This is a genomic window from Psychrobacter fozii (assembly GCF_003217155.1).
GTDB classification, from domain to species: domain Bacteria; phylum Pseudomonadota; class Gammaproteobacteria; order Pseudomonadales; family Moraxellaceae; genus Psychrobacter; species Psychrobacter fozii.
Window position 1 is genome coordinate 169,661 of the sequence record NZ_QJSU01000007.1, and the last position, 19,871, is coordinate 189,531.

17 protein-coding genes are annotated in these 19,871 nt (G+C 42.7%); 4 read left to right on the forward strand and 13 right to left on the reverse strand.

Annotation, left to right across the window (positions count from 1 at the left end):
- Positions 1 to 202: 202 nt before the first annotated feature.
- Both DFP82_RS10400 and DFP82_RS14890 read left to right on the forward strand, forming a co-directional pair.
- Positions 203 to 1,591: a GntP family permease gene (locus tag DFP82_RS10400; RefSeq protein WP_110923668.1), complete on the forward strand. Its 1,389-nt coding sequence runs from the start codon at positions 203 to 205 to the stop codon at positions 1,589 to 1,591.
- A 184-nt stretch (positions 1,592 to 1,775) separates the two neighbouring features.
- On the forward strand, positions 1,776 to 1,898 hold the full coding sequence (locus DFP82_RS14890) for a hypothetical protein (protein ID WP_281269553.1): 123 nt from the start codon (positions 1,776 to 1,778) through the stop codon (positions 1,896 to 1,898).
- A 307-nt stretch (positions 1,899 to 2,205) separates the two neighbouring features.
- Here the strand turns inward: DFP82_RS14890 and DFP82_RS10405 are convergent, their stop codons facing one another.
- The 6 genes from DFP82_RS10405 to DFP82_RS10430 all read right to left on the reverse strand — a co-directional run bounded on the left by DFP82_RS10405 (position 2,206) and on the right by DFP82_RS10430 (position 7,583).
- On the reverse strand, positions 2,206 to 3,270 hold the full coding sequence (locus DFP82_RS10405) for a hypothetical protein (protein ID WP_181416296.1): 1,065 nt from the start codon (positions 3,268 to 3,270) through the stop codon (positions 2,206 to 2,208).
- 81 nt (positions 3,271 to 3,351) lie between these two features.
- Positions 3,352 to 4,890 carry a YHYH protein gene (locus tag DFP82_RS10410; protein ID WP_220034738.1) on the reverse strand — a complete coding sequence of 513 codons (1,539 nt, stop codon included), beginning with the start codon at positions 4,888 to 4,890 and terminating at the stop codon, positions 3,352 to 3,354.
- A 313-nt stretch (positions 4,891 to 5,203) separates the two neighbouring features.
- Positions 5,204 to 6,181, reverse strand: a complete 978-nt coding sequence (locus DFP82_RS10415) for a hypothetical protein (RefSeq protein ID WP_110923669.1) — start codon at positions 6,179 to 6,181, stop codon at positions 5,204 to 5,206.
- A 100-nt stretch (positions 6,182 to 6,281) separates the two neighbouring features.
- Positions 6,282 to 6,827, reverse strand: a complete 546-nt coding sequence (locus tag DFP82_RS10420; RefSeq protein WP_110923670.1) for a hypothetical protein — start codon at positions 6,825 to 6,827, stop codon at positions 6,282 to 6,284.
- 127 nt (positions 6,828 to 6,954) lie between these two features.
- Positions 6,955 to 7,260, reverse strand: coding sequence for a hypothetical protein (locus DFP82_RS10425; protein ID WP_110923671.1), 306 nt, complete (start codon positions 7,258 to 7,260; stop codon positions 6,955 to 6,957).
- Between the two features lie 26 nt (positions 7,261 to 7,286).
- Positions 7,287 to 7,583 (reverse strand): hypothetical protein, encoded by a 297-nt coding sequence (locus DFP82_RS10430; protein WP_110923672.1) that lies wholly within the window; start codon positions 7,581 to 7,583, stop codon positions 7,287 to 7,289.
- Between the two features lie 651 nt (positions 7,584 to 8,234).
- Here DFP82_RS10430 and DFP82_RS10435 point away from each other — a divergent pair.
- Both DFP82_RS10435 and DFP82_RS10440 read left to right on the forward strand, forming a co-directional pair.
- Entirely contained in the window at positions 8,235 to 8,777 is a 543-nt protein-coding gene (locus DFP82_RS10435) for a redoxin domain-containing protein (protein WP_110923673.1), read from the forward strand.
- A gap of 191 nt (positions 8,778 to 8,968) precedes the next feature.
- On the forward strand, positions 8,969 to 9,763 hold the full coding sequence (locus DFP82_RS10440) for a YdcF family protein (RefSeq protein ID WP_110923674.1): 795 nt from the start codon (positions 8,969 to 8,971) through the stop codon (positions 9,761 to 9,763).
- A 60-nt stretch (positions 9,764 to 9,823) separates the two neighbouring features.
- On the opposite strand, the gene DFP82_RS10445 is transcribed toward DFP82_RS10440, so the two are convergent.
- The 7 genes from DFP82_RS10445 to rsmH all read right to left on the reverse strand — a co-directional run bounded on the left by DFP82_RS10445 (position 9,824) and on the right by rsmH (position 19,690).
- Positions 9,824 to 10,744, reverse strand: coding sequence for a putative RNA methyltransferase (locus DFP82_RS10445; protein WP_181416297.1), 921 nt, complete (start codon positions 10,742 to 10,744; stop codon positions 9,824 to 9,826).
- 197 nt (positions 10,745 to 10,941) lie between these two features.
- A complete protein-coding gene (gene mraY / locus DFP82_RS10450; protein ID WP_110923675.1) occupies positions 10,942 to 12,060 on the reverse strand; it encodes a phospho-N-acetylmuramoyl-pentapeptide-transferase in 1,119 nt (372 codons plus the stop codon).
- Between the two features lie 3 nt (positions 12,061 to 12,063).
- Positions 12,064 to 13,524 carry a UDP-N-acetylmuramoyl-tripeptide--D-alanyl-D-alanine ligase gene (locus tag DFP82_RS10455; RefSeq protein WP_110923676.1) on the reverse strand — a complete coding sequence of 487 codons (1,461 nt, stop codon included), beginning with the start codon at positions 13,522 to 13,524 and terminating at the stop codon, positions 12,064 to 12,066.
- Between the two features lie 356 nt (positions 13,525 to 13,880).
- The gene (locus tag DFP82_RS10460) at positions 13,881 to 15,632 is read right to left on the reverse strand and encodes a UDP-N-acetylmuramoyl-L-alanyl-D-glutamate--2,6-diaminopimelate ligase (protein ID WP_181416298.1); all 1,752 of its coding nucleotides are present in this window, start codon (positions 15,630 to 15,632) and stop codon (positions 13,881 to 13,883) included.
- A 78-nt stretch (positions 15,633 to 15,710) separates the two neighbouring features.
- Positions 15,711 to 17,795: a peptidoglycan D,D-transpeptidase FtsI family protein gene (locus tag DFP82_RS10465; protein WP_110923678.1), complete on the reverse strand. Its 2,085-nt coding sequence runs from the start codon at positions 17,793 to 17,795 to the stop codon at positions 15,711 to 15,713.
- The gene (gene ftsL / locus DFP82_RS10470; RefSeq protein WP_110923679.1) at positions 17,792 to 18,274 is read right to left on the reverse strand and encodes a cell division protein FtsL; all 483 of its coding nucleotides are present in this window, start codon (positions 18,272 to 18,274) and stop codon (positions 17,792 to 17,794) included. Before ftsL ends, DFP82_RS10465 begins: the two co-directional genes overlap by 4 nt.
- Positions 18,275 to 18,598: 324 nt before the next feature.
- The gene (rsmH, locus tag DFP82_RS10475) at positions 18,599 to 19,690 is read right to left on the reverse strand and encodes a 16S rRNA (cytosine(1402)-N(4))-methyltransferase RsmH (RefSeq protein ID WP_281269554.1); all 1,092 of its coding nucleotides are present in this window, start codon (positions 19,688 to 19,690) and stop codon (positions 18,599 to 18,601) included.
- Between the last annotated feature and the right edge of the window lie 181 nt (positions 19,691 to 19,871).

Genomic DNA, 19,871 nt, shown 5'->3' on the forward strand with positions numbered 1-19,871 from the left:
CTCTCCCTTGACACTATGACATAAGGTAATTTTATTCATTTGTCATTCATGACGATATTTCACCATCTAAATAGCAACTACTGAGAAGACTCTAGAAAGTATTATTTAATAAAAACTAGACTAAATTCTGTTTATAAGAAGAATCACCTGATTCACAAATTATAATTTAAAGCGTATTTTTCCATGGAAGGAAATTGAAACTATGAGCATTTTTGCTATTTTTTTGTCTTTGTCACTTTTGATATATTTTGCCTATAGAGGGGTTAGCGTATTAGTTTTGGCTCCCTTACTCGCTATTGTAGCTGTTGTTTTAAGTGGCGATAGCAGTCAAACCATGGGGATTTATACTGAAGTATTTATGCAGGGTCTTGGAGGCTTTGCTGTGAAATATTTCCCACTATTTATCTTAGGTGCGATTTTTGGCAAGTTGATGGAAGATTCTGGTTACGCCTATAGCATCGCACGTAACATAGTGGATAAACTGGGAGACAAACATGCTTTGTTAGCCGTCGTCTTAGCATGCTCAATCTTAACTTATGGAGGTGTGTCAGCCTTTGTCGTTACTTTCGCAATATATCCCATTGCTGCCGCCCTATTTAAGCAGACAAACATACCTAAAAGACTGATACCTGGAGCCATCTGCATCGGTGCCCTAACTTTGACCATGACGGCATTGCCAGGCTCACCTGCCATTCATAATGTTATACCGATGCCTTATTTTGAGACCGATGCATTTGCAGCTCCTGGTTTAGGCATTATTGCCTCGATAGTCATGCTAGGCGGAGGTATGTTGTGGATGAATCGCCAAACGCGTATTGCAAGTGCAAACAATGAAGGTTATGGAAATCATACGTTAAATGAAAAAGAGCCTCACTCAGGTATCGACATACCCAATTTTTGGCTCGCATTATCGCCTATTCTCATTGTGATAATAGGCAACTATGCTTTTTCAAAAATCATAATACCGTTATGGAACAACAGTTACTTAGCTGACGAAAAGTTTGGTGGGGTAACGCTAAGCTCAGTTATTGGTATATGGGCCATTATTTTATCGTTGTTTTTAGCTTGTATATTTGTGATTGCTTCGAGTTTCAAAAGAATAGATAGTGTGGCAGAAAGTTTAAACAAAGGCGCTACCGGATCTTTACTGCCTATTTTTAACACAGCTTCAGAAGTAGGTTATGGTTCCGTGATTGCAACTCTGGCAGGTTTCGCGATTATCAAACAGTCTCTCATGGGAATTTCACCTGGAAACCCTCTCATATCAGAAGCAATCATGATTAACGTTTTAGCAGGTATTACAGGATCAGCTTCAGGTGGTTTGGGTATAGCGTTAGAAATTATGGGCGCAAGCTATATGCAATTGGCAGAACAATATAACATTGACCCCGAACTGATGCATCGTATAGCTTCTTTGGCTTCAGGTGGCTTGGACTCATTACCACATAACGGGGCAATAATAACAATGCTAACCATTTGTGGTTTGACTCATAGAGAGTCCTATAAAGACATATTTGCTACTGCTGTGGTCATTCCTTTAATTGCTCTCACTCTAGTCATCATACTCGGTACCGTATTTGGGTCTTTTTAAAGAGAAAAGCTAATGTCTATACCATAGAAAGGAGCATTGCCACTTATTGGAGTTATTATAGATAACTCTGGAAATTTGTCATATGCTCTTAGCTACGTTTACTCTTTCAAATACAGTTCCACCATAGAGGCAGGCTTGGTATGTGTTTTTCTAGCTGAGCATGACTCGTGTCAATAGGTAAGTAATGGCAAGCACTTCATCAGAATGCTACAAGATCAATGCTAAAGGCGATATCTTGGAGAGCAAGGTGACACTAAGTCAGCCATCTACGAATGGCACTAAGACGGTGACGTTTGTTAGTCAGTAGTTTATGCGCATATCGTGTATGTAGAGTACGCATTGGATACTCATACAAATAGCGAGGTTTTTTCTAACGTATGACCTATTTTTAGGTTATATATAGTCGGTTCAATATGATTTGGATACAAGGAAGCCGAGTGAAAGCACTACAAGTAGCAGGCTAAGCGAGACTGACACCATACCCAATTTATAGAGGATTGACTAGAGCAAGCCAACGATATAGATGGCTTGCTCCATTTTTCTAAAATAATTCCTGCCAACCTAAATATGTGTGTTGTCAGCTCGTTTGGAACAACACCAATACTTTCCAGATTTTATGATCCATTTACTGTGTAGCGTACAATAACTTCATTATCGAGTACTACATTGGTTGACCAAATGAATTCAGCATCTGCTTTTTCATTATCAAAAATATCTATGAAATTGGTATAAGCTGATTTGTTGTCTACCCCAATGGTTTGGTTACTATAGGTGGTGGCATTCGGCCAACTAGAGTCATCAAAGTCTGCTTGTTGCCAGTTGGTAGGCAATTCCCAGTGCAGGCCATAATCTGCCGAACCGTCTTGTACATTAGCTGTGGTAACACAATTACTAGACAGTCGCTCGCTACCTGACTCACTAACACAGGACAAGTCTCTAATAGGTGCGGTATAAAAGGTTTGTGCTTTCCAGGTTTCATCAGTCTTGGCGATGATGTTGTTATCTTTATCTTTGATCACAGCGACTAGACCACCATCTCCTGCATGAAATTCTGAGCCATTATTACTCTCTGAACCAACACCTAAGTTTTCTTCCCAATCCACCAAATGCATAGCAACGGTAAACGGTGCTTTCGCTTTGAAACGCACTATGTTTGAATTGAACTGAGTAAACGGTACATTGTCACGTCCGACTGCTACGCCATTTACGTACATCTCAAAGTAATTATCTGCAAAGACATAAGCGGTATACACCTCACCATCTGCGTCTACTTCAATGATGTCCGAACCATCAAGTTGAGCTAAAGCTTCACTTGCAGTGCGATAGTCGTTGCTCGTACAAGGGTTGTTTAAGTCGGATGCCACTGGGAAATCTGTATTGAGCAAATTGGTCGCTGCTGGTACTGTCCATGTTTTACCGTCAGTTGACTGGATACTGCCGATGTTGGTTTGACGACCACGGTCACATTCATAGGCGTTTGTCACGTCAGTCTGAGCAACACCTTGGGTTAAGCTAGCGGTGCCAGTATAGCTGCTGGCATCTGCACTACTATTTACTGATGTTGTCGTTTGCTCATTGGCATCGGTAGCCGCTGAGTCTATCTGAGTTTGGCTACACGCCGCCAGCAATACAGCAGATACTGTCGTGGTTAGCAAAGCAGGTATTAAAATAGGTTTCATTAGGATTCCTTAGCATTATATAAGATGGTTTTTGAAATCAGCTTATTATTTCTATAACTGATCATTATCATTGAATGCACACTATTTTTTCTGTATGTCATCAGTGCGTTTATAAGTCTGTACGGTCGTACCCTCTGGATCAATAAATTCAAAAGTATAAGTATCTTTAGTCGCTTCAGTAGCGCCCCAACCATAGTTAAGCTTATGCTCTTGACCGTCATGGGTATACGTTAGACTGTATTGAGTCGGACTTATGATCTTATAATCTGTGATCTCAGCTCCGCGCAAAGGCGTTAGCGCTGGACGAACGCCGTGCGTATGCGCTTGCGGTGCAATCTCATTTTCTGGCGCTGTCGTATCTGGGTTCACAGTAACCTTACCGCGCAAACCGGCAATTAAATACGGAAACTCTGAAGTAGCATGGTATTCATAGCTACCGTCTTCATTGAATTTGCCTAGATATTCATCAAGCTCATCATCGGTTTCACCATAGACAGGAAAACCATCTAGCGCATAAGCAATGGGCTTACCTTCACCAACTTGTGACTGTAGATGGGTTGGTGCAAGATGATAGTGGTAGTCATCAGCGCGTCCAGAATGCCCGCCCCAATTGTCTAATTCTCCGAATGCTTTGGCGTCCTCACCCCGATTGTTTAATGGGTTGAATATAGGAATGCCATTAGCTGCAATAGCGATGGCCCCTTTCATAAAATTGTCTTTGGCCATTAAAGGCTCATCGGCAAGCTCAGGCTGTAAGGGAATGACCCAACTGTTCTCATTGGTATAATCCTGGTCGATAGGTACTTGCTGTTGCCAACTGGTGATACCGGTCATCATTTCATGGCTTGGGACACCATTTGATTCGACATACAGATATTTATCATCATGATGGGTACTGACGTTATCGAATGAGCCAAATACTGACGTCATAAAATCAATATCATTGGCTGGTACTGGCAAATGAGCAACCGCCTCTTTAGTCTTTTCACCGATATTTTGGGCCGTCTCAGTACTGCTACAAGCCACAAGCAACGCAGCTGAACCCAATACACCAAAAACTGAATAAGCTACTTTTGAGGTTCGGTTTTTTTTGTGGCGTATATTCAAAACATAGAAGAAAACCAAACCACTCGCTAAGACCAAGCCACCCAACAGGTAGAAGAATAAAACAGAGCGCATGTCACTGTTATCCGTTATAACAGAACTTTCCGCATCAATTTTGTTTAGCGCAGTCCCATTATCATTGGCGATAACAGTAGTATCGCTTGTATTTTGGATAGCCGTTAATTGATTACTACTTACTAGATTTTCAATCACTGCTAGCTGATTGATCGCTTGAATATGGGCGTTTTTTTCCAGAATATAGGTTTGATCATTGGCTGAAAAGTCTGACAAGTTGAAAGAGAGTAGCTGATGGTGACTGTCGGTTAGATAAACCATGTCGTCTTCTAATTTAATAAAATCAGCAGCGACACTAGGCTGGCCGGTGATCTGCCATTCTTTGGCAGGCAGAGTATGTGCACTAGGATCATGGGCGTAGGCAGAGGTCAGTGATGAAACCTGTATGGCCGTGACAATAGCCAGCAAGCTGAAAGCTCGAGCCGTTTTTATAAGGGTCATAACACGCTCTCGTTTGGATTGATATTTGAAAATTAGTCATAGTCAGACTATATACGTATGCACCTGTCTAACCATCGTGGCTACTTGTCATTACTCACTCAAAAATTGTAGTGACAAAATGATGAATTCATTATATTGAGAATATAATATCAACTTTTACTTTAGATAAACTTTAATAAATGTTAAGTCCTATTGCGTTTTTTACTATGGAAATCCCATAGACTATATCTTCGCCTGATCTACTATCATTAATCGCCATGCAACGTATGGCGATGACTAGCAGTGTTCTTATATTAGACAGCATCGTGCAAAATCAAAAACGCATCCCACTGTCTTCTAAACATTGCAGCGGGTTTTTATCAGACGCACAAGGTTGGATTTTTTTGAGTTCATCAAGCGATAGATATTCAAAATAATTGGTCAGTGCAACACGAGCATCTGGGTCGTTTATAAAATAACCATCATCATATATTTTATCTTTCCAACTTGGATTTACTCGATACAAATAAGACTTATAGTCTATATTAGCTAACGCCTCGTCAGGGAGCTGATCAAAAGGGCCATCGTAATAGTTGTTTTTATAAACATTATTGGCATTAACGCCTACTAATATGGCAAACTTTTCCATAGGCAAGTACACAAATTGAGTCCTAGCACCCACTTTAAGTACGTCGCTAAAAGGATAGTAAAATTCATCATCTCTGGATAAAGGATTAATATAATAGAAGTTATTGGTAGTAGGATGAAATGCCAAATAGAGTGTGACTCCCGAATCATCCATCATTGGTAGGTTGACTTCAAAACCTTGAATCTCAAGCGTCTTTACAAAATCAGCATCCGGCTCTATCTGATTAATCTCAAGGTTTTTTTTGATATTTTTGAAGGTCAATTGATATAAGTTAGGTTGATGCTCTTTCAGGCTAAATATGTCTGATGACTTATATAGTTTATGATGCGTTTTAAACTCACCTCGTTCTTTGCCGGCTATGTCATAAAAATATATAAAGGATAAGCTGCCCTGCTGTCTTAACTTATGACCTACCAACATATTGCCTTTTATTAAGTTGCCTTGATGGTAAAAGTTAAAGTAATAATAGCCCTCTGAAGGGTAAATAGTGAGGGTATCGTCAGTCTGTGATAGCACGTATGCAAAAACGTCATCTACATTATCAATATCAAGCTCAGTATCCTGATACAGCTCATTGATCATTTTCTCGTTAGTATTTAGGGCATTGGCTTGAGCAGAGTACAAAAAAAGCAGACTCACCAGTAGGTAACAAAAGGTTTTCATGAATACTCTCCAAAATGTGGCTTAGTACATAAAAAATGACAGCTAAACGTTTAACTGTCACCTTGTTCTACTCGTAGATAGCATATATAGCATTGCTCAATTATTTTGTTAGTTTCATAGACTCAAGCTCAACGTTTTCATCGTTGATCCCTACTTTAGTAGTGATACAGTTATGAGTTTTGCGGGTTTTGCCAAATAGATGACCTGCGCTTTTCGCCAGTTCTTCTTCACCGCTCGTAAATTCGCGTGCTTTAAAAATCTTAAAAGATTTTTTGGGCCAATGCGAGTCAGACTTGCCCCAACGATGACCTCCTCGCTTAGTTTCAGTCATTTCACTTTCAACGAATGCGCCACAAACCTCGCCGTAGCTTTTGTTCGTCATGTTATTTTTTTCAGCAAACTCGGTTAGGGCTACTTGCGATGCATCCTCTTCCAACGGCACGTTCACCTTTGAGGACACCATGTTTGCCTTGCCCTTTTTCTTCTCTTTCCCAGTGGTGCTCCAATTATGCGTCCACGCCGCAATCGCACTGTTTTCCGTTACAGTCATACCACTTTTGGCACCTGCCATATCATCGGCAGCATGGCTGAGCCCTATTAGAGACATACTCAGTGTCAGTATCGTTATTTGCTTATAAATATTCATAATATACATCCTTGTGTAAAAGTATTTAATATCAACAAACCACTATGAATAGCTGAAACTACTGTAAAAAACTACGTTAGGTTTACCATCAAATGATCCACATGATGGATTTTCTCTCTGAGCCTCTTCAGGGTCTTGATTGATTCTTAAAGTCTTCGATAGCTTCAAGAGCTTTGTCTTTTCTTCTTTGCCAAGGCCATCTGAAACCTTGTTCTTTATCCATTTCAACATCATTTGAATTATTAATGGCACTGGATTTATTATCTGTCGGTACTTTTTCTTTTTTCTGCATGGTTGGTTGCACTGTTTCATTGACACTCATCATTGAGGTTTCAGAGATGCGTAAGTGTTGGGTGTCAACGTCTTCAGCATGAGAGATGATAGCTAACGGAAAAATAAAAATGCTAGTTAAAATGGCTTTCCATAATTTCATCGTGGTAGTCCTTTATAGTTAATGAACTAACAGCACTTTGGACGCTCAGGTGTCGCTACTTCTTTGTTCTTCTTCTGCCAAGGCCAGCGCCATCCTCGTTCAGCATCAACTTCTACATCGCTACCGTCTTGAATGGTGTTTGACTTTTCGCTCATGTGGTCATGTTCGTTATGCATTTTCATGGCTGATGGTGCTGCTTCATTGACACTCATCATTGAGGTTTCAGAGATACGTAAGTTTTGGGGATCAACGTCCTCAGCATAAGAGATGGTGGCTAACGGTAAAATACAGATGCTGGCGAGTACAGCTTTTGCTAATTTCATAGTTATAATCCTTTATGGTTGCTTAACTCCGATACGTAAGATTAGAAATCCATACAGCCAATTAATTTAATTAGATAAACTAACCAAATTAATTAGTATAACTAGGTATAGCAGAAATATTCATCATTTTCCATGAATATATTTTGTGATAAATATGAACATCTTACTTAAAAGGGCATGCCAAAATACGAGCTCAACTATCCCATTAACTACCACTCGCTTTTTATCAATGAATAACCAGTGTGGAATGAACTGATAGCACAGCGTGGTGAGTAGGCTTAGGATAAGAAGTGGTTATATCTGTCCAATGGATACATAGTGTTTATTTGGTTGTATCGATTGCAGACGAAAACCTATATAAGAGACTCGAAAAAGGCAATGAGATACGAGGTTAAATGTATGACAGCTACGAGGATACGTTTGGTGATAGCTCCTATTAGAAATATCTATAATTAATAGTTAAAGGAACTGAAGATACGTTTTAGATTCATAAAATAAAAAGGATACCGACATTCATAAAACCTTGCACTCGCTAACAAAAAGCCAACTTCATTATTGAGCGTTTATTTGTAGTATCGGTACTGAGCATATTGAACGATCAATCAAATTCAACATAAATAACTTTTTAATAAAACGATAAGGATAAAAATAATGTCAACAGACTACACTCAAAAACTTCATGCTGGCGTAAAATTCCCAGAGATAGACGTAACCATGCTAAATGGCGAAGTAAAATCATTAGGTACGCCCGAAAATGGTCATGACTGGAAGATGGTCGTTGTCTATCGCGGTAAACATTGCCCAAAATGTACTCAATACCTCACTCAGCTTGAATCTATAAAAGAGTCGTTTGCTAAGGTAGGCGTTGATATCATCGCCATCTCAGGTGATAGTAAAGAGCAATTAAACGCCCACCTAGAAGAGCTAGATATTAACTTCCCTATCGCTTACGGTCTAACTGTTGAGCAGATGAACACGCTAGGTCTATACATCTCTGACCCACGCTCAGAGAAAGAAACTGATCATCCATTCGCTGAACCTGGTCTGTTTGTTATCAATGCAGAAGGTAATATCCAAATCCTCGATATTTCAAATGCACCATTTGCCCGTCCAGATCTAGAAGTGCTGGCTGGCGGCTTGGCTTTTATTAGAAATCCAGAAAACAACTATCCTGTCCGTGGTATGCATCGCTAGAGGTTGTTTAAATAGCAGTTTTATATATCTTTCAAAAAAAGAGCTCCCAATTAGGGAGCTCTTTTTTATTTGCCTGAAGAATCCATATTCTATCCATCTATCATAATGTACGACTGTGATAATCTTAGACTCGGCACTTTTAAAACCATTCTCCAATATATCGGTTATCTACATACAAGCGTATTATTTCTATGTCAAAATTATTATTTACCATCAATCGCGTCATCTTATTCACTATCGGTATCGTGATCATCGTTGACTGTATTGCTTTAATGGCTATTGGCAAAATTAATTTTGGCTCGGTAGCACCGTTGCTATTAGGGATTATCTTTGTCGCTCATGGACTATTTTGGCAAGCCATTCGCAAATATTGCTGCCAAAACCCTTGGTTAAATCGTTTATGGTATGGACTGTGGGCTGCATTTACGCTTTGGCTCATTAGCTTTGGGCTTTTTATCTGGTCATTACAGCAGCAGATTACGCTTAGCAAAGGGCCTGCACCGACCGTGGCAGCGATTATTGTATTGGGTTCAGGAACGGTAGCAGGCAAACCAACACCGACTCTCGCCAAGCGTCTAGATAGCGCTGTACCACTGATCAAATCACAACCTAATGCACTGGTCATAACCAGTGGTGGCGTGGGCTTTCAGCGTACACGTAGCGAGGCCGATATTATGGCAACGTATCTACACGAATCACATGCCATCGCATTCGAGCGTATTTTACAAGAAGGTAAAAGTACCAGTACCGAAGAGAATTTAGCCAATAGCCGAGACATCTTAGAAGCAAACGGGCTGTCTATCGCTGAGCCCATCGCTATTGTGACCAGTGACTTTCATACCATTCGTGCAGCCAGTATCGCCAAGCATCAAGGCTATCAGCAGCCAATCACTGTCGCCAGTCCGACCCCTTTACTCATCCGCTATAATGCTTGGTTTCGTGAGTATTTTGCCTTTGTGAGTGGTTGGCTACTAGGAGAGTATTAATGCTAGCCCTATTCTAGTCATCAGTACGGTATACCTATATAGGTACACTGTTAGAAGCAGCTACTTATCAGTCGTCTTTTGCAAGACATAAACCACAAACTTTGCCTCAGTATTAAATGGCTTCATTTCCACAGCTTCTAGCAACGTCTGTCTTTTCTCGCTACGTGCACGATAGGCATAAGGGGTCATGGTCATTAAATCAGCCAAATCACCTGCTGATAACGTCAATTCTGTACTGACACGATGAGTATCTAATAGCGTGAAATACGGTGACAACTCTGTTAAAAATTTATCAGAATCATGCTCGCGAACATCATCAAACAAGGCATCACGCATCGTTGCTAAATGACCTGCATCCGGCTTGGCAATGATTAGATAGCCATCATCAGCCAATACTTCAGCAAAAGCCTCTGGCAAAATGGGACTAAAAATACTACTGATGCCCGTCATACTATGAGCGCGTAATGGTAGGTGTGCGGCGCTAGTCACCAGTGGGTAGATTACTGTCGTCTGGGTAGATGGTTGTTCGTTTTGTTGATACCACAATTGAGCTGCCATTTTGCTCACTTTAGCCAGCTCAACCACAGCAGGCTTACTGATATCAGCAGCGATTAAAGTATCTATCACTTCCGTGCCCAGTTGCGCCATTGACTGTGTGTAGTAGCCTTCTCCGCAACCAATGTCTAACCAATTTACCTGTTCATTTGATGACAATAACGCCACCATTTTTTGGCAAATTAAGTCATTTAATGGCTGATAATGCCCAGCATGCAAAAACCGCTTGCGAGCCTCAATAGATTGCTGACTGTCGCCTGGGGCTTTAGATTTTTTTTGCTGTACTGGTAGCAGATTGACATAACCCTGACGCGCCACATCAAATGGATGTGCTGTTTGCTTAGGGTGTAAGCTACCATCACAGCGCCATGTATCCGCAGCAGGCTGTAGTGGAGATTGACAAAGGGGGCAGATAAATAAGGACACAGGTTTCTCAAAGTCATACAAATATGACTGACATTTTAGCAAAATTTGCACTCGTTCATGCAGAAAAGAAGCGGTTAAAAACGTGATGGCTGGAAAACAAAAAGCCACTTCAAATGGATTTGAAGTGGCTTTTTAGTCAACAGTATTGAGATTGGTTCAACGTCAATCAGAATGACGATATCGACATAGCTTTAAAGTTAACGTAGCTTTAGAGTCATTAGACCTAAAATAACAAGAATGATAGCGATAATCCAAAACCTTGCCACCACTTGCGTTTCTTTCCAGCCAATTTCTTCAAAGTGATGATGTAATGGTGCCATACGGAAAACGCGTTTTTTGCGCAGTTTATACGAGCCAACCTGTAGCATAACCGATAGCGCTTCAGCGACGAACAAACCACCCATAATGGCGAAGGCAATCTCTTGACGAGTCATAACCGCAATCGTACCGAGCATCGCACCGAGGGCAAGTGCGCCGACATCACCCATAAATACCTGTGCCGGATGCGCATTAAACCATAGGAAGCCAAGCCCTGCACCAATCATCGAGCCACAGACAATGATGACTTCAGAGTTGTAAGCGATATAAGGCACATGTAAGTAATCAGCAAAGCGTACATCACCTGATACATAGGCCATCGCACCCAAACCTGCCGCGACTAAAACCACTGGCAAGATGGCCAAACCATCTAAACCATCGGTCAAATTGACAGCGTTAGAAGCACCATTAATCACAAAATAGGTAAAGATAATAAAACCAATACCAAATGGCACTGCCGAAAATGGAATCATCCAGTCTTTAAAGATAGGCAATAACAAATCCTGCATCTCGCGAGTAGTTGCAATATCTGGCTGTAACGTCGCGATATAATACAAAGATATACCGACAAATAATGCACCCATCGATAGCCAAAAATATTTTTTGCGAGCGATTAGGCCTTTGGGGTTTTTATATTTAATCTTGAGCCAATCATCTGCCCAGCCTACTGCCCCAAAAATAACCATGACAACGAGCAAAATCCAGACATAAGGATTGTTTAGACGTGCCCACAATAGCGTCGATACCCCAATGGCACTGAGAATCAGGACACCACCCATGGTTGGGGTACCCGTTTTAGCCAAATGCGATTGTGGTCCGTCATTACGAATCGCTTGACCGTACTTGAGCGAACGCAGATGTCGAATGACAGGTCCACCCAACGCCATGCTAAAAGCAAGCGCGGTCACGACCGCAAGTAATGCTCTCAACGTCAATGAAGAAACCGCAGAAAACGGCGTATAATACTGGCCAAGCCAGCCAAACAACCAAACTAACACCGCCTACTCCTCGACTAGCGCATTTATAAGAGTTTCCATTTCCATGGAACGAGAGCCTTTGAACAACACAGTACAAGGCTTCGCTTGTTGCGCTTGCAAATATGGCTGTAAATACTGTAATAAACTGTCTTTATCCGCAAATGCATGGGCGCTAATATCAGCAATCTCTTGCGCGCCAGCCACGGTATAAGGGGCATACTCACCAACACAAAGCAGCACATTGATGCCTGTGGTCGCAATGGTACGACCCAAACTTTGATGTTCACTGATAGCTGCTTCACCGAGCTCACCGATATCACCTAACACCATCACTTGCGTACCAGTCTGCGCGGCCAATACTTTGGCAGCGGCACGTACCGAATGAGGGTTGGCATTATAAGTATCATCAATTAAGCGATGCATACCAAGCAACTGACTGTTCAAACGGCCTTTGGCTGGACGGGCATTTTCAAGCCCAATTACGATGTCACTGACAGCAATATTGAGCGCGTGCGCACAAGCAGCGGCGGCCAAGGCGTTATTGACATTATGCTCACCAGCTAGTGGCAAGTTGATATCATGAACTTGGCTGCCAATATGCAACTTAAACTCACTGCGCTCAGGCTCTACATCGAGATGGCTAGCACTAACATCAGTATTACCAAAGCCAATTACATGAGACGTCTGCTTTTCAGCGATACGGCGTAATTGATTGGTAAAATCATCCTTATCAGGAACAATCGCAAACTGGTCATTGGTTAATGTGCTATAAATTTCTGCCTTAGTTTGACAGATACCTTCGCGGCTACCAAATTCACCCAGATGCGCAGTGCCAATATTTAGGATACAAGCTACATCAGGCTGAACAATTTCAGTCGTATAGGCAATCTCACCAATATGATTGGCGCCCAACTCTAAGATAGCATAACGATGATGATCCGACAGCTCAAGCAGCATCATCGGTACGCCCAAATCATTATTGAGGTTGCCACGGGTAATCAGTGTCGGTGCCAATCGGCCAAAGATACTGCCGAGCATTTCTTTGCAGGTGGTCTTGCCGCTAGAGCCAGTAATGGCAATCACGGTCAAGTCTTTATGCTGCTGGCGACGAAAAGCGGCCAATTGCCCTAGCGCCAAGCGTGTATCACTCACTACCAACTGCGGAATACTGTTTGGACTGGTAATAGGACGCGATACGATAGCAGCGATAGCACCTTGTGATGCCGCCATATCGATATAATCGTGACCATCAAAATTGTCACCACTCAGCGCTAAAAATATATCACCCGGCTTTATCGTGCGAGTATCGGTAGCGATACGATTGCCAGTGACAGCGTCGTTTGGTAACTCGGTCTGTCCTGCATTTATTTGTTCTGGTGATAACTGCCAATGACCATCAAGAGATGCTGTCGCAGCAAGCAAATTATCTACTTGCCAGACATACAGCCCTTGCGACTGAGTGGCAGTATCGTTGTCGGCTGTCATAGTGATTACCTTATATGATGACTACTTAATTTTTATAAATATTAGGGTCTGTTGAACATTCAAATATTAGGGCTGCTGATGGCTAAAATTGCACCAAACTAGGCGCAAGTCGACGATAATGTCGAGACCTTAGCTAGGCTTGTAACAACGTTTGGGATAATTTTAGCATCAGCCTTTCAGGGCAGTACTAGTTTTTGCCAATATATGGCGAAATTGTTTCACCTAGAATAACTAGGCATCAAAAATTTCACTGCATATTGTCTAAAAAAATAGTGACTGCCAGCACCACATTTGAATGTTCAACAGACCCTAGACTTTTAAATGATTGTGACGTAAAAACCGTCATGGCCAATTGCCTATACTCGGCCCGCTTGCGCTAGCGTTTGCTGCAAAATGATACTGTCATCAAAATCATAACGGACGTGATTAATCTCTTGATAAGTCTCGTGGCCTTTACCAGCGATAACAACAATATCATCGGCAGCGGCATGACTGACAGCATACTCAATGGCTGCTTGGCGGGCAGGTTCGATATGCGTACGTTGATATTGCTCTGTACTCATGCCAGCTTGCATGTCTTGTAAAATCACATTGGGATCTTCGGTACGTGGATTGTCAGCCGTCAAAATAACTTGATCAGCACCCGCCAATCCTGCTTGTGCCATCAATGGACGCTTGCCAGCATCACGATCGCCGCCACAGCCAAACACCGCCCACAGCTGTCCTTTACAGTGAGTCTTGAGACTGGCCAACACTTGGCTCAATGCATCAGGCGTGTGCGCATAATCCACGATAAAACAGCCATCATTAGACGGCACACGCTGCATGCGTCCAACAGCACCTTGTAACTGCGGCACAACGGCGGCTATACGCTCAACGTCACTGTATATTCCATTATCAAAATCGTTTGAGTTCACACTAAGCGCCACTGAAGCAGCAATAGCCGCGAGCAAATTAGCAACGTTAAAGCGTCCTAATAACGGACTTACGATGTTTATGTTGCTTATCTTCTCATTACCAGAGCCATTACTATTAATATCACTACGCAGGGTAATTTCGACACCTTGTAGACTTGGTTTAATGTCAGCCGCCACAAAGGTAGCTGTTTTTGATGGATTTAAACTATAGGTCCAAACGATTACATCGCTGGCCTGCGCCGTATCGATCATAACCTGTGCATACTCGTCGTCGATATTGATAATAGCATGCGTCAAATCAGGAAAATGAGCTCTATCAAACAGCTTGGCTTTTGCCGATGCATACTCTGCCATATCGGCATGATAATCTAAATGGTCACGACTCAAATTGGTATAAATCGCCACAGATACTGGCATGCTTTGCAGGCGCTGCTGATCTAATCCATGAGAGCTAGCTTCCAATGCTAAGAGTTCAGCATTCTCTGTCCCCATTTGATATAGGAATTGCTGGACCGCTAAGGCATCACCCGTGGTATGGCTGGCTTGTACCAATGCACCAAGTCGACCATTACCCGCTGTACCCATCACTGCACTACTCATGCCAGTTAACTGGGTTAATTGCGCCACCAATTGACTGATAGTGGTTTTACCATTGGTGCCCGTTACTGCAACGACCTTTGGTAAAGTCACTGGTTGTTGATACTGCAAATTAGATTGGATTAAATCACCTAGAAAATCACGGATATTGGGTACGTATAATACAGGACAAGATAGCGCAGCTAATTGTTGCTGTGCATGCAAAGCGCTATCTCCAGATGAGGTGATATCGGTAAAACTTGATATATTAGCCGTAGTAAACAGAGCAATAGGATCGACTTCCGATAGAATAAAAGCCGCATTTTTAGCAGCTTGAGATAGATAGTCGCGGCTTTTTTGACAGTTTGGTGTTTGGCTTTTTAAGAGAATGAATGCGTCGTTCATTTCAAGCTGACGACTGTCTAAACGGAACTGGTGAAATGGGATGTTAGCGACTACATTTATATGATTTGACTTGTCTTGAGTCGCTGCCTGATTAGCCGATGCTGCTACCATCGCCGTCCATACCTGCTGTAAACCCTGTTTATGACTGCTATTGACTTCAAGCAATTGTTGCAAGGTAACAGGAGCATTGTTCGGCGATGAGATAGTCATTGGCAAATCCTAAATGGTTAAAACAAATCGAATAATTAAGCGCTAAACATTGAAAAACGGTCAGTTACACTTTTACTGCTATGGCTCTTCCGTTTTTAACGGCTTGTCCAAAGGTACATTATATAGACGTAGTGCCTCTTTCATGACGTTATGGAATACAGGGGCTACCGTCAAGCCAGCATAAATTTGACCGCGAGGATCTTCAATGAGCATTACACCCACTAATCTTGGATTGGACGCTGGCGCCATACCAGCAAAGACGTTGCGGTACTGGTCGGTATAATAGCCGCCATCTGGATTAATACGGCGCGATGTACCTGTTTTACCAGCGACACGATAACCATCGATAGCGGCAGCTTTTGCCGTACCACCCTGCTCGGTGACACTTTCTAGCATTTGGACAATCGACATTGCCTTTTCATGCGCCATAATACGCTTGCTCGGTAGCGGCTTATCATTTTTGATTAGGGTCAATGGATGCATGACGCCACCTGCGGCTAGCGCTGAGTAAGCTTGCGCCACCTGCGCCAGAGTCACTTGTAGGCCATAACCATAACTGACGGTTGCACGGCGTGCTGTCTCTTTCTCTTTTGGTGTCACAACCAGACCACTTCCTTCACCAGGGAATTTTAATGGTGTCTTCGAACCAAAACCAAACTGCCTTTGCATATTACTAATAGCATCGGCTGGCAGTGATAGCGCAATCTTAGTCGACGCTACGTTACTAGATTTCTGTAATAGCGTTGCCAGATTAATCATACCCAGATTATTGTGATCCCGAATGGTATAGCCACGCACACGAATAGATCCAGGATTGGTATCGATTAAAGAGGTCGGTGTATATTTACCAGAATCCAAGGCGGCAGCAACCGTAAATGGCTTCATTACTGAACCCGGTTCAAACACATCAAGGAGTGCACGATTACGCTGGTTTTCACCAGTCATCTCATTTAGGTTGTTTGAGTTAAATGACGGCCATGTCGACAGTGCAAGAACTTCACCCGTTTGCACATCGACGATCATACCTGTTGACCAACGTGCTTTTTGTAAACGACCTGCTTTTTCTAGCTCTTTATAAAGCAAATACTGCAAGCGCGAATCAATGGTCAATGCCACATCTTTACCCGGTATTTCGGGTTCAATTTGCTTAATTTCTTTTAGGCTGTTTTGTTTGGCATCTTTTAATACCAATACTTTACCATCATCACCTGCCAGCTCGGTTTCATACTGACGCTCGATACCGGCACGACCTTCATAACCCCCTTCAGGGTCGCTCGCACTTTGTCCCATAAAGCCCAATAACTGCGAATTTGGTTGCGGCTGCGGATAATAGCGCTGAAAGAAATTCTTTTCATAGATACCAGGGAAATCAAGCGAGCTGACACTCTGAGCAATCTCAGGCGTTACTTTATTCAACAATGGCAGATAATGCGAGCCTGCGCCCGACGGCAGTGCGGCTTTTACTGCTACTTCGTCAGTGACATCAATACTGTCATCAATGGCGGTGACTTTTTTTAACTCGTCGACTGAGATGTTGGCAGCAGCAGCAAGCGTGGTCAGATCCATATTATCTAGACGCTTTTGCATACGCGCCTGTAATTGTGGACTGCTAGGGTTGGTAAGAATAATCCGCTTTAGTTCATAATATTCACGCGAATAATCATGCGGACTAAAAGACACGGTGGCAAGTGGTGCGCTGACGGCTAATGGCAGGTCATTGCGATCGGTAATCATGCCACGATAGGATTTTTGCGTACGCACGCTGGTAATAAGCTCATTACCTTTGTCTTGGTAGAACTGGGCATTAGCGACTTGTAAATAATACGCACGAGCTATGAGTAATCCCAATACGACCAGTGCGATACCCCAAATAGTACGGAAGCGATTCTTATCATGCTCAAAGCCGCCACGAGAGGAAGCGCCAGACGCCTTACCCAAAAATGCTCTTTTGGCTTTTTGATTTTTGACGCTGGTATAGGCACCCTTATCTTCATTCTTTTTTAGGCGATCAAATAGTTTGGCTTTACGGTTACCAGAAGATTGTTTTTCAGGCTTACTGCTCGTTTGTCCAGATTTAGCCGCGCTAGCAGGACGCAATGGCTTAGTGACCTTACCGCTGGCTGGTTTTTTTCTGGTACTTTTGACAGGTTTTTTATCACTCATTGTCCTGCCTCCGCTTCCGTAACATCAGGAGACAAATCCGTAGAAGCCCGTGGTCCAACAGCATATGACTCTTCGTCATCTGAATCAGTAGTGTCCACTGGTACCAATACCGTAGCGGCTCCTGGCTGGATAATGAGCTTGTCTTTAAGGGTTGGTGAGAACATACCCAACTCAGACACAGCACGACTGGCAATTTGCGGTGTCGCACTAAATGTCTGTTGTTCAATGAGCAAGCGCTGGTGCTCAACTTGTAGCTTACGCTCTTGTTTTTTCATGTCTTGCAAGGTTTTATAGTCCTGATGATATTGCTGAACGCCTTCTGCTGTTTTGATACCGCTCCACACAATCGCGGCAGCTATTATCAATAGCACTGCCACATAGATACTGACCACATTAAATCGGCGCACGAATAGCTCGCCGATATCGTTATTATAGGGCGGTGCGGCGCGACGTTTTGTCGGTTTGTCAGATATTGCCATGACGATCTCAAAAATTGAACTTCAAAATATAAAAAGCGATAACCGTCTATGAGTGATGCAACACTCATGAGCCATCAGCACCATCAGAAAAGATAAAGGTAAAACCAAACAGACAAAAAAGAAAGCAACTGTCGAGCCTAGCAGAAAATGTTTACAGGTTTTTAACAGCCACGTAACCATTAAAACATCAGTCCTATCTCATAAACCGATAGGTGACCAAATACTATGCCCAAGCGTTGAAACATCTAAGCACTTATATTTCTAAGCACATATATGTCCAAGTACTTAGAATAAGTAGATATTTATGTACCAACTACCTAGACTCTACTGGTCGCTGACAGGCAGATAGTCGATATCCGTACGTGTTGCCATGCGCAACCATGCACTACGCGAGCGTGGATTTTGACTGGTTTCAGCTTTGCTTGGACCCACACGTTTCGGCTTGCTAAAGTAACGTGGACGATTGGGCGGCATCGGTAGCTTTTCGTCTTCTGGATACTGTCCTTTGCTATGGCGCTGCAAAAACTGCTTGATACGGCGATCTTCAAGTGAGTGAAAGCTAATAACCGCAAGCTGTCCACCGGATTTCAAAATTGGGATACTTTGTTCTAAAAAGGCATCGACATCGCCAAGCTCATTATTAATAAAAATGCGCATTGCCTGAAAGCTCTGAGTCGCCGGATGCTTGCCGCGCTGCCAGTTAGGATGCGCCACTTTGATCACTTCTGCCAGCTCAAGCGTGGACTTGTAGCTCTCCATTTGCTTAATCGCACGTGCAATACGGCGGCTATGACGCTCTTCGCCAAAGTCATAAAGCACATTAGCCAACGTTTCATCATCGACTTTCATCAGCCATTCAGCGACCGATTGGCCACGACTGGTATCCATGCGCATATCAACAGCACCATCACGCATGAAGCTAAAGCCACGACTGCCATCATCAATCTGCGGTGAGGAAATACCCAAATCCGCCATCAAGCCGTCAACTTGCACGATACCCATGGCTGCTAGACTGTCCGTCAATGTCGCAAAACTGTCATGAACCACTTTCACACGGCTATCTGTACTTGCCAGCTCTTGAGCCACGCTTATGGCTGTCGGATCTTTATCAAAAACAATCAGCTGCGCATCATCGGCCAGCTGACTTAATAGTAGCCTGCTATGACCACCGCGCCCAAAGGTCGCATCAACGTAGATGCCACTTATGTTAAGGCTGTTTTGATCGACACTGTTTTGATCATCATTGCCTGTTTGCTTCGGCAAAGATTTGACACCCAAGACGGCAGCGACTGTTTCTGGTAGAAGCACGGCATCATGAACAAAACTTAATTCGTCAGAGTGGGTATCGTCAGCAGTTTCAGTATGATTTACGTTAGATAGTGGCTTATTTTCTGGCTTATTATTTAATAGTGACACAAACGACTCAGTAGATGGCGACCATATTGGCCAGTAATAGTAAAAAATCAGATGAAAATAAACAAGTTATGCCTTGCTTAGCATTATTATCGCAAGGATATATCTGTAGTCAAGCGCTAGAAGGGCTTTTCATTAAAAATATCCTATCTCTCTGTTATACTAGCGCTATATTTTACGCTAT

Bases quoted from the DNA above. Each gene is read 5' to 3' on its own strand.
- DFP82_RS10400 (WP_110923668.1), top strand. From the start codon at position 203: ATGAGCATTTTTGCTATTTTTTTGTCTTTGTCACTTTTGATATATTTT.
- DFP82_RS14890 (WP_281269553.1), top strand. From the start codon at position 1,776: ATGGCAAGCACTTCATCAGAATGCTACAAGATCAATGCTAAAGGCGAT.
- DFP82_RS10405 (WP_181416296.1), bottom strand. From the start codon at position 3,270: ATGAAACCTATTTTAATACCTGCTTTGCTAACCACGACAGTATCTGCT.
- DFP82_RS10410 (WP_220034738.1), bottom strand. From the start codon at position 4,890: ATGACCCTTATAAAAACGGCTCGAGCTTTCAGCTTGCTGGCTATTGTC.
- DFP82_RS10415 (WP_110923669.1), bottom strand. From the start codon at position 6,181: ATGAAAACCTTTTGTTACCTACTGGTGAGTCTGCTTTTTTTGTACTCT.
- DFP82_RS10420 (WP_110923670.1), bottom strand. From the start codon at position 6,827: ATGAATATTTATAAGCAAATAACGATACTGACACTGAGTATGTCTCTA.
- DFP82_RS10425 (WP_110923671.1), bottom strand. From the start codon at position 7,260: ATGAAATTATGGAAAGCCATTTTAACTAGCATTTTTATTTTTCCGTTA.
- DFP82_RS10430 (WP_110923672.1), bottom strand. From the start codon at position 7,583: ATGAAATTAGCAAAAGCTGTACTCGCCAGCATCTGTATTTTACCGTTA.
- DFP82_RS10435 (WP_110923673.1), top strand. From the start codon at position 8,235: ATGTCAACAGACTACACTCAAAAACTTCATGCTGGCGTAAAATTCCCA.
- DFP82_RS10440 (WP_110923674.1), top strand. From the start codon at position 8,969: ATGTCAAAATTATTATTTACCATCAATCGCGTCATCTTATTCACTATC.
- DFP82_RS10455 (WP_110923676.1), bottom strand. From the start codon at position 13,524: ATGACAGCCGACAACGATACTGCCACTCAGTCGCAAGGGCTGTATGTC.
- DFP82_RS10460 (WP_181416298.1), bottom strand. From the start codon at position 15,632: ATGACTATCTCATCGCCGAACAATGCTCCTGTTACCTTGCAACAATTG.
- DFP82_RS10465 (WP_110923678.1), bottom strand. From the start codon at position 17,795: ATGAGTGATAAAAAACCTGTCAAAAGTACCAGAAAAAAACCAGCCAGC.
- ftsL (WP_110923679.1), bottom strand. From the start codon at position 18,274: ATGGCAATATCTGACAAACCGACAAAACGTCGCGCCGCACCGCCCTAT.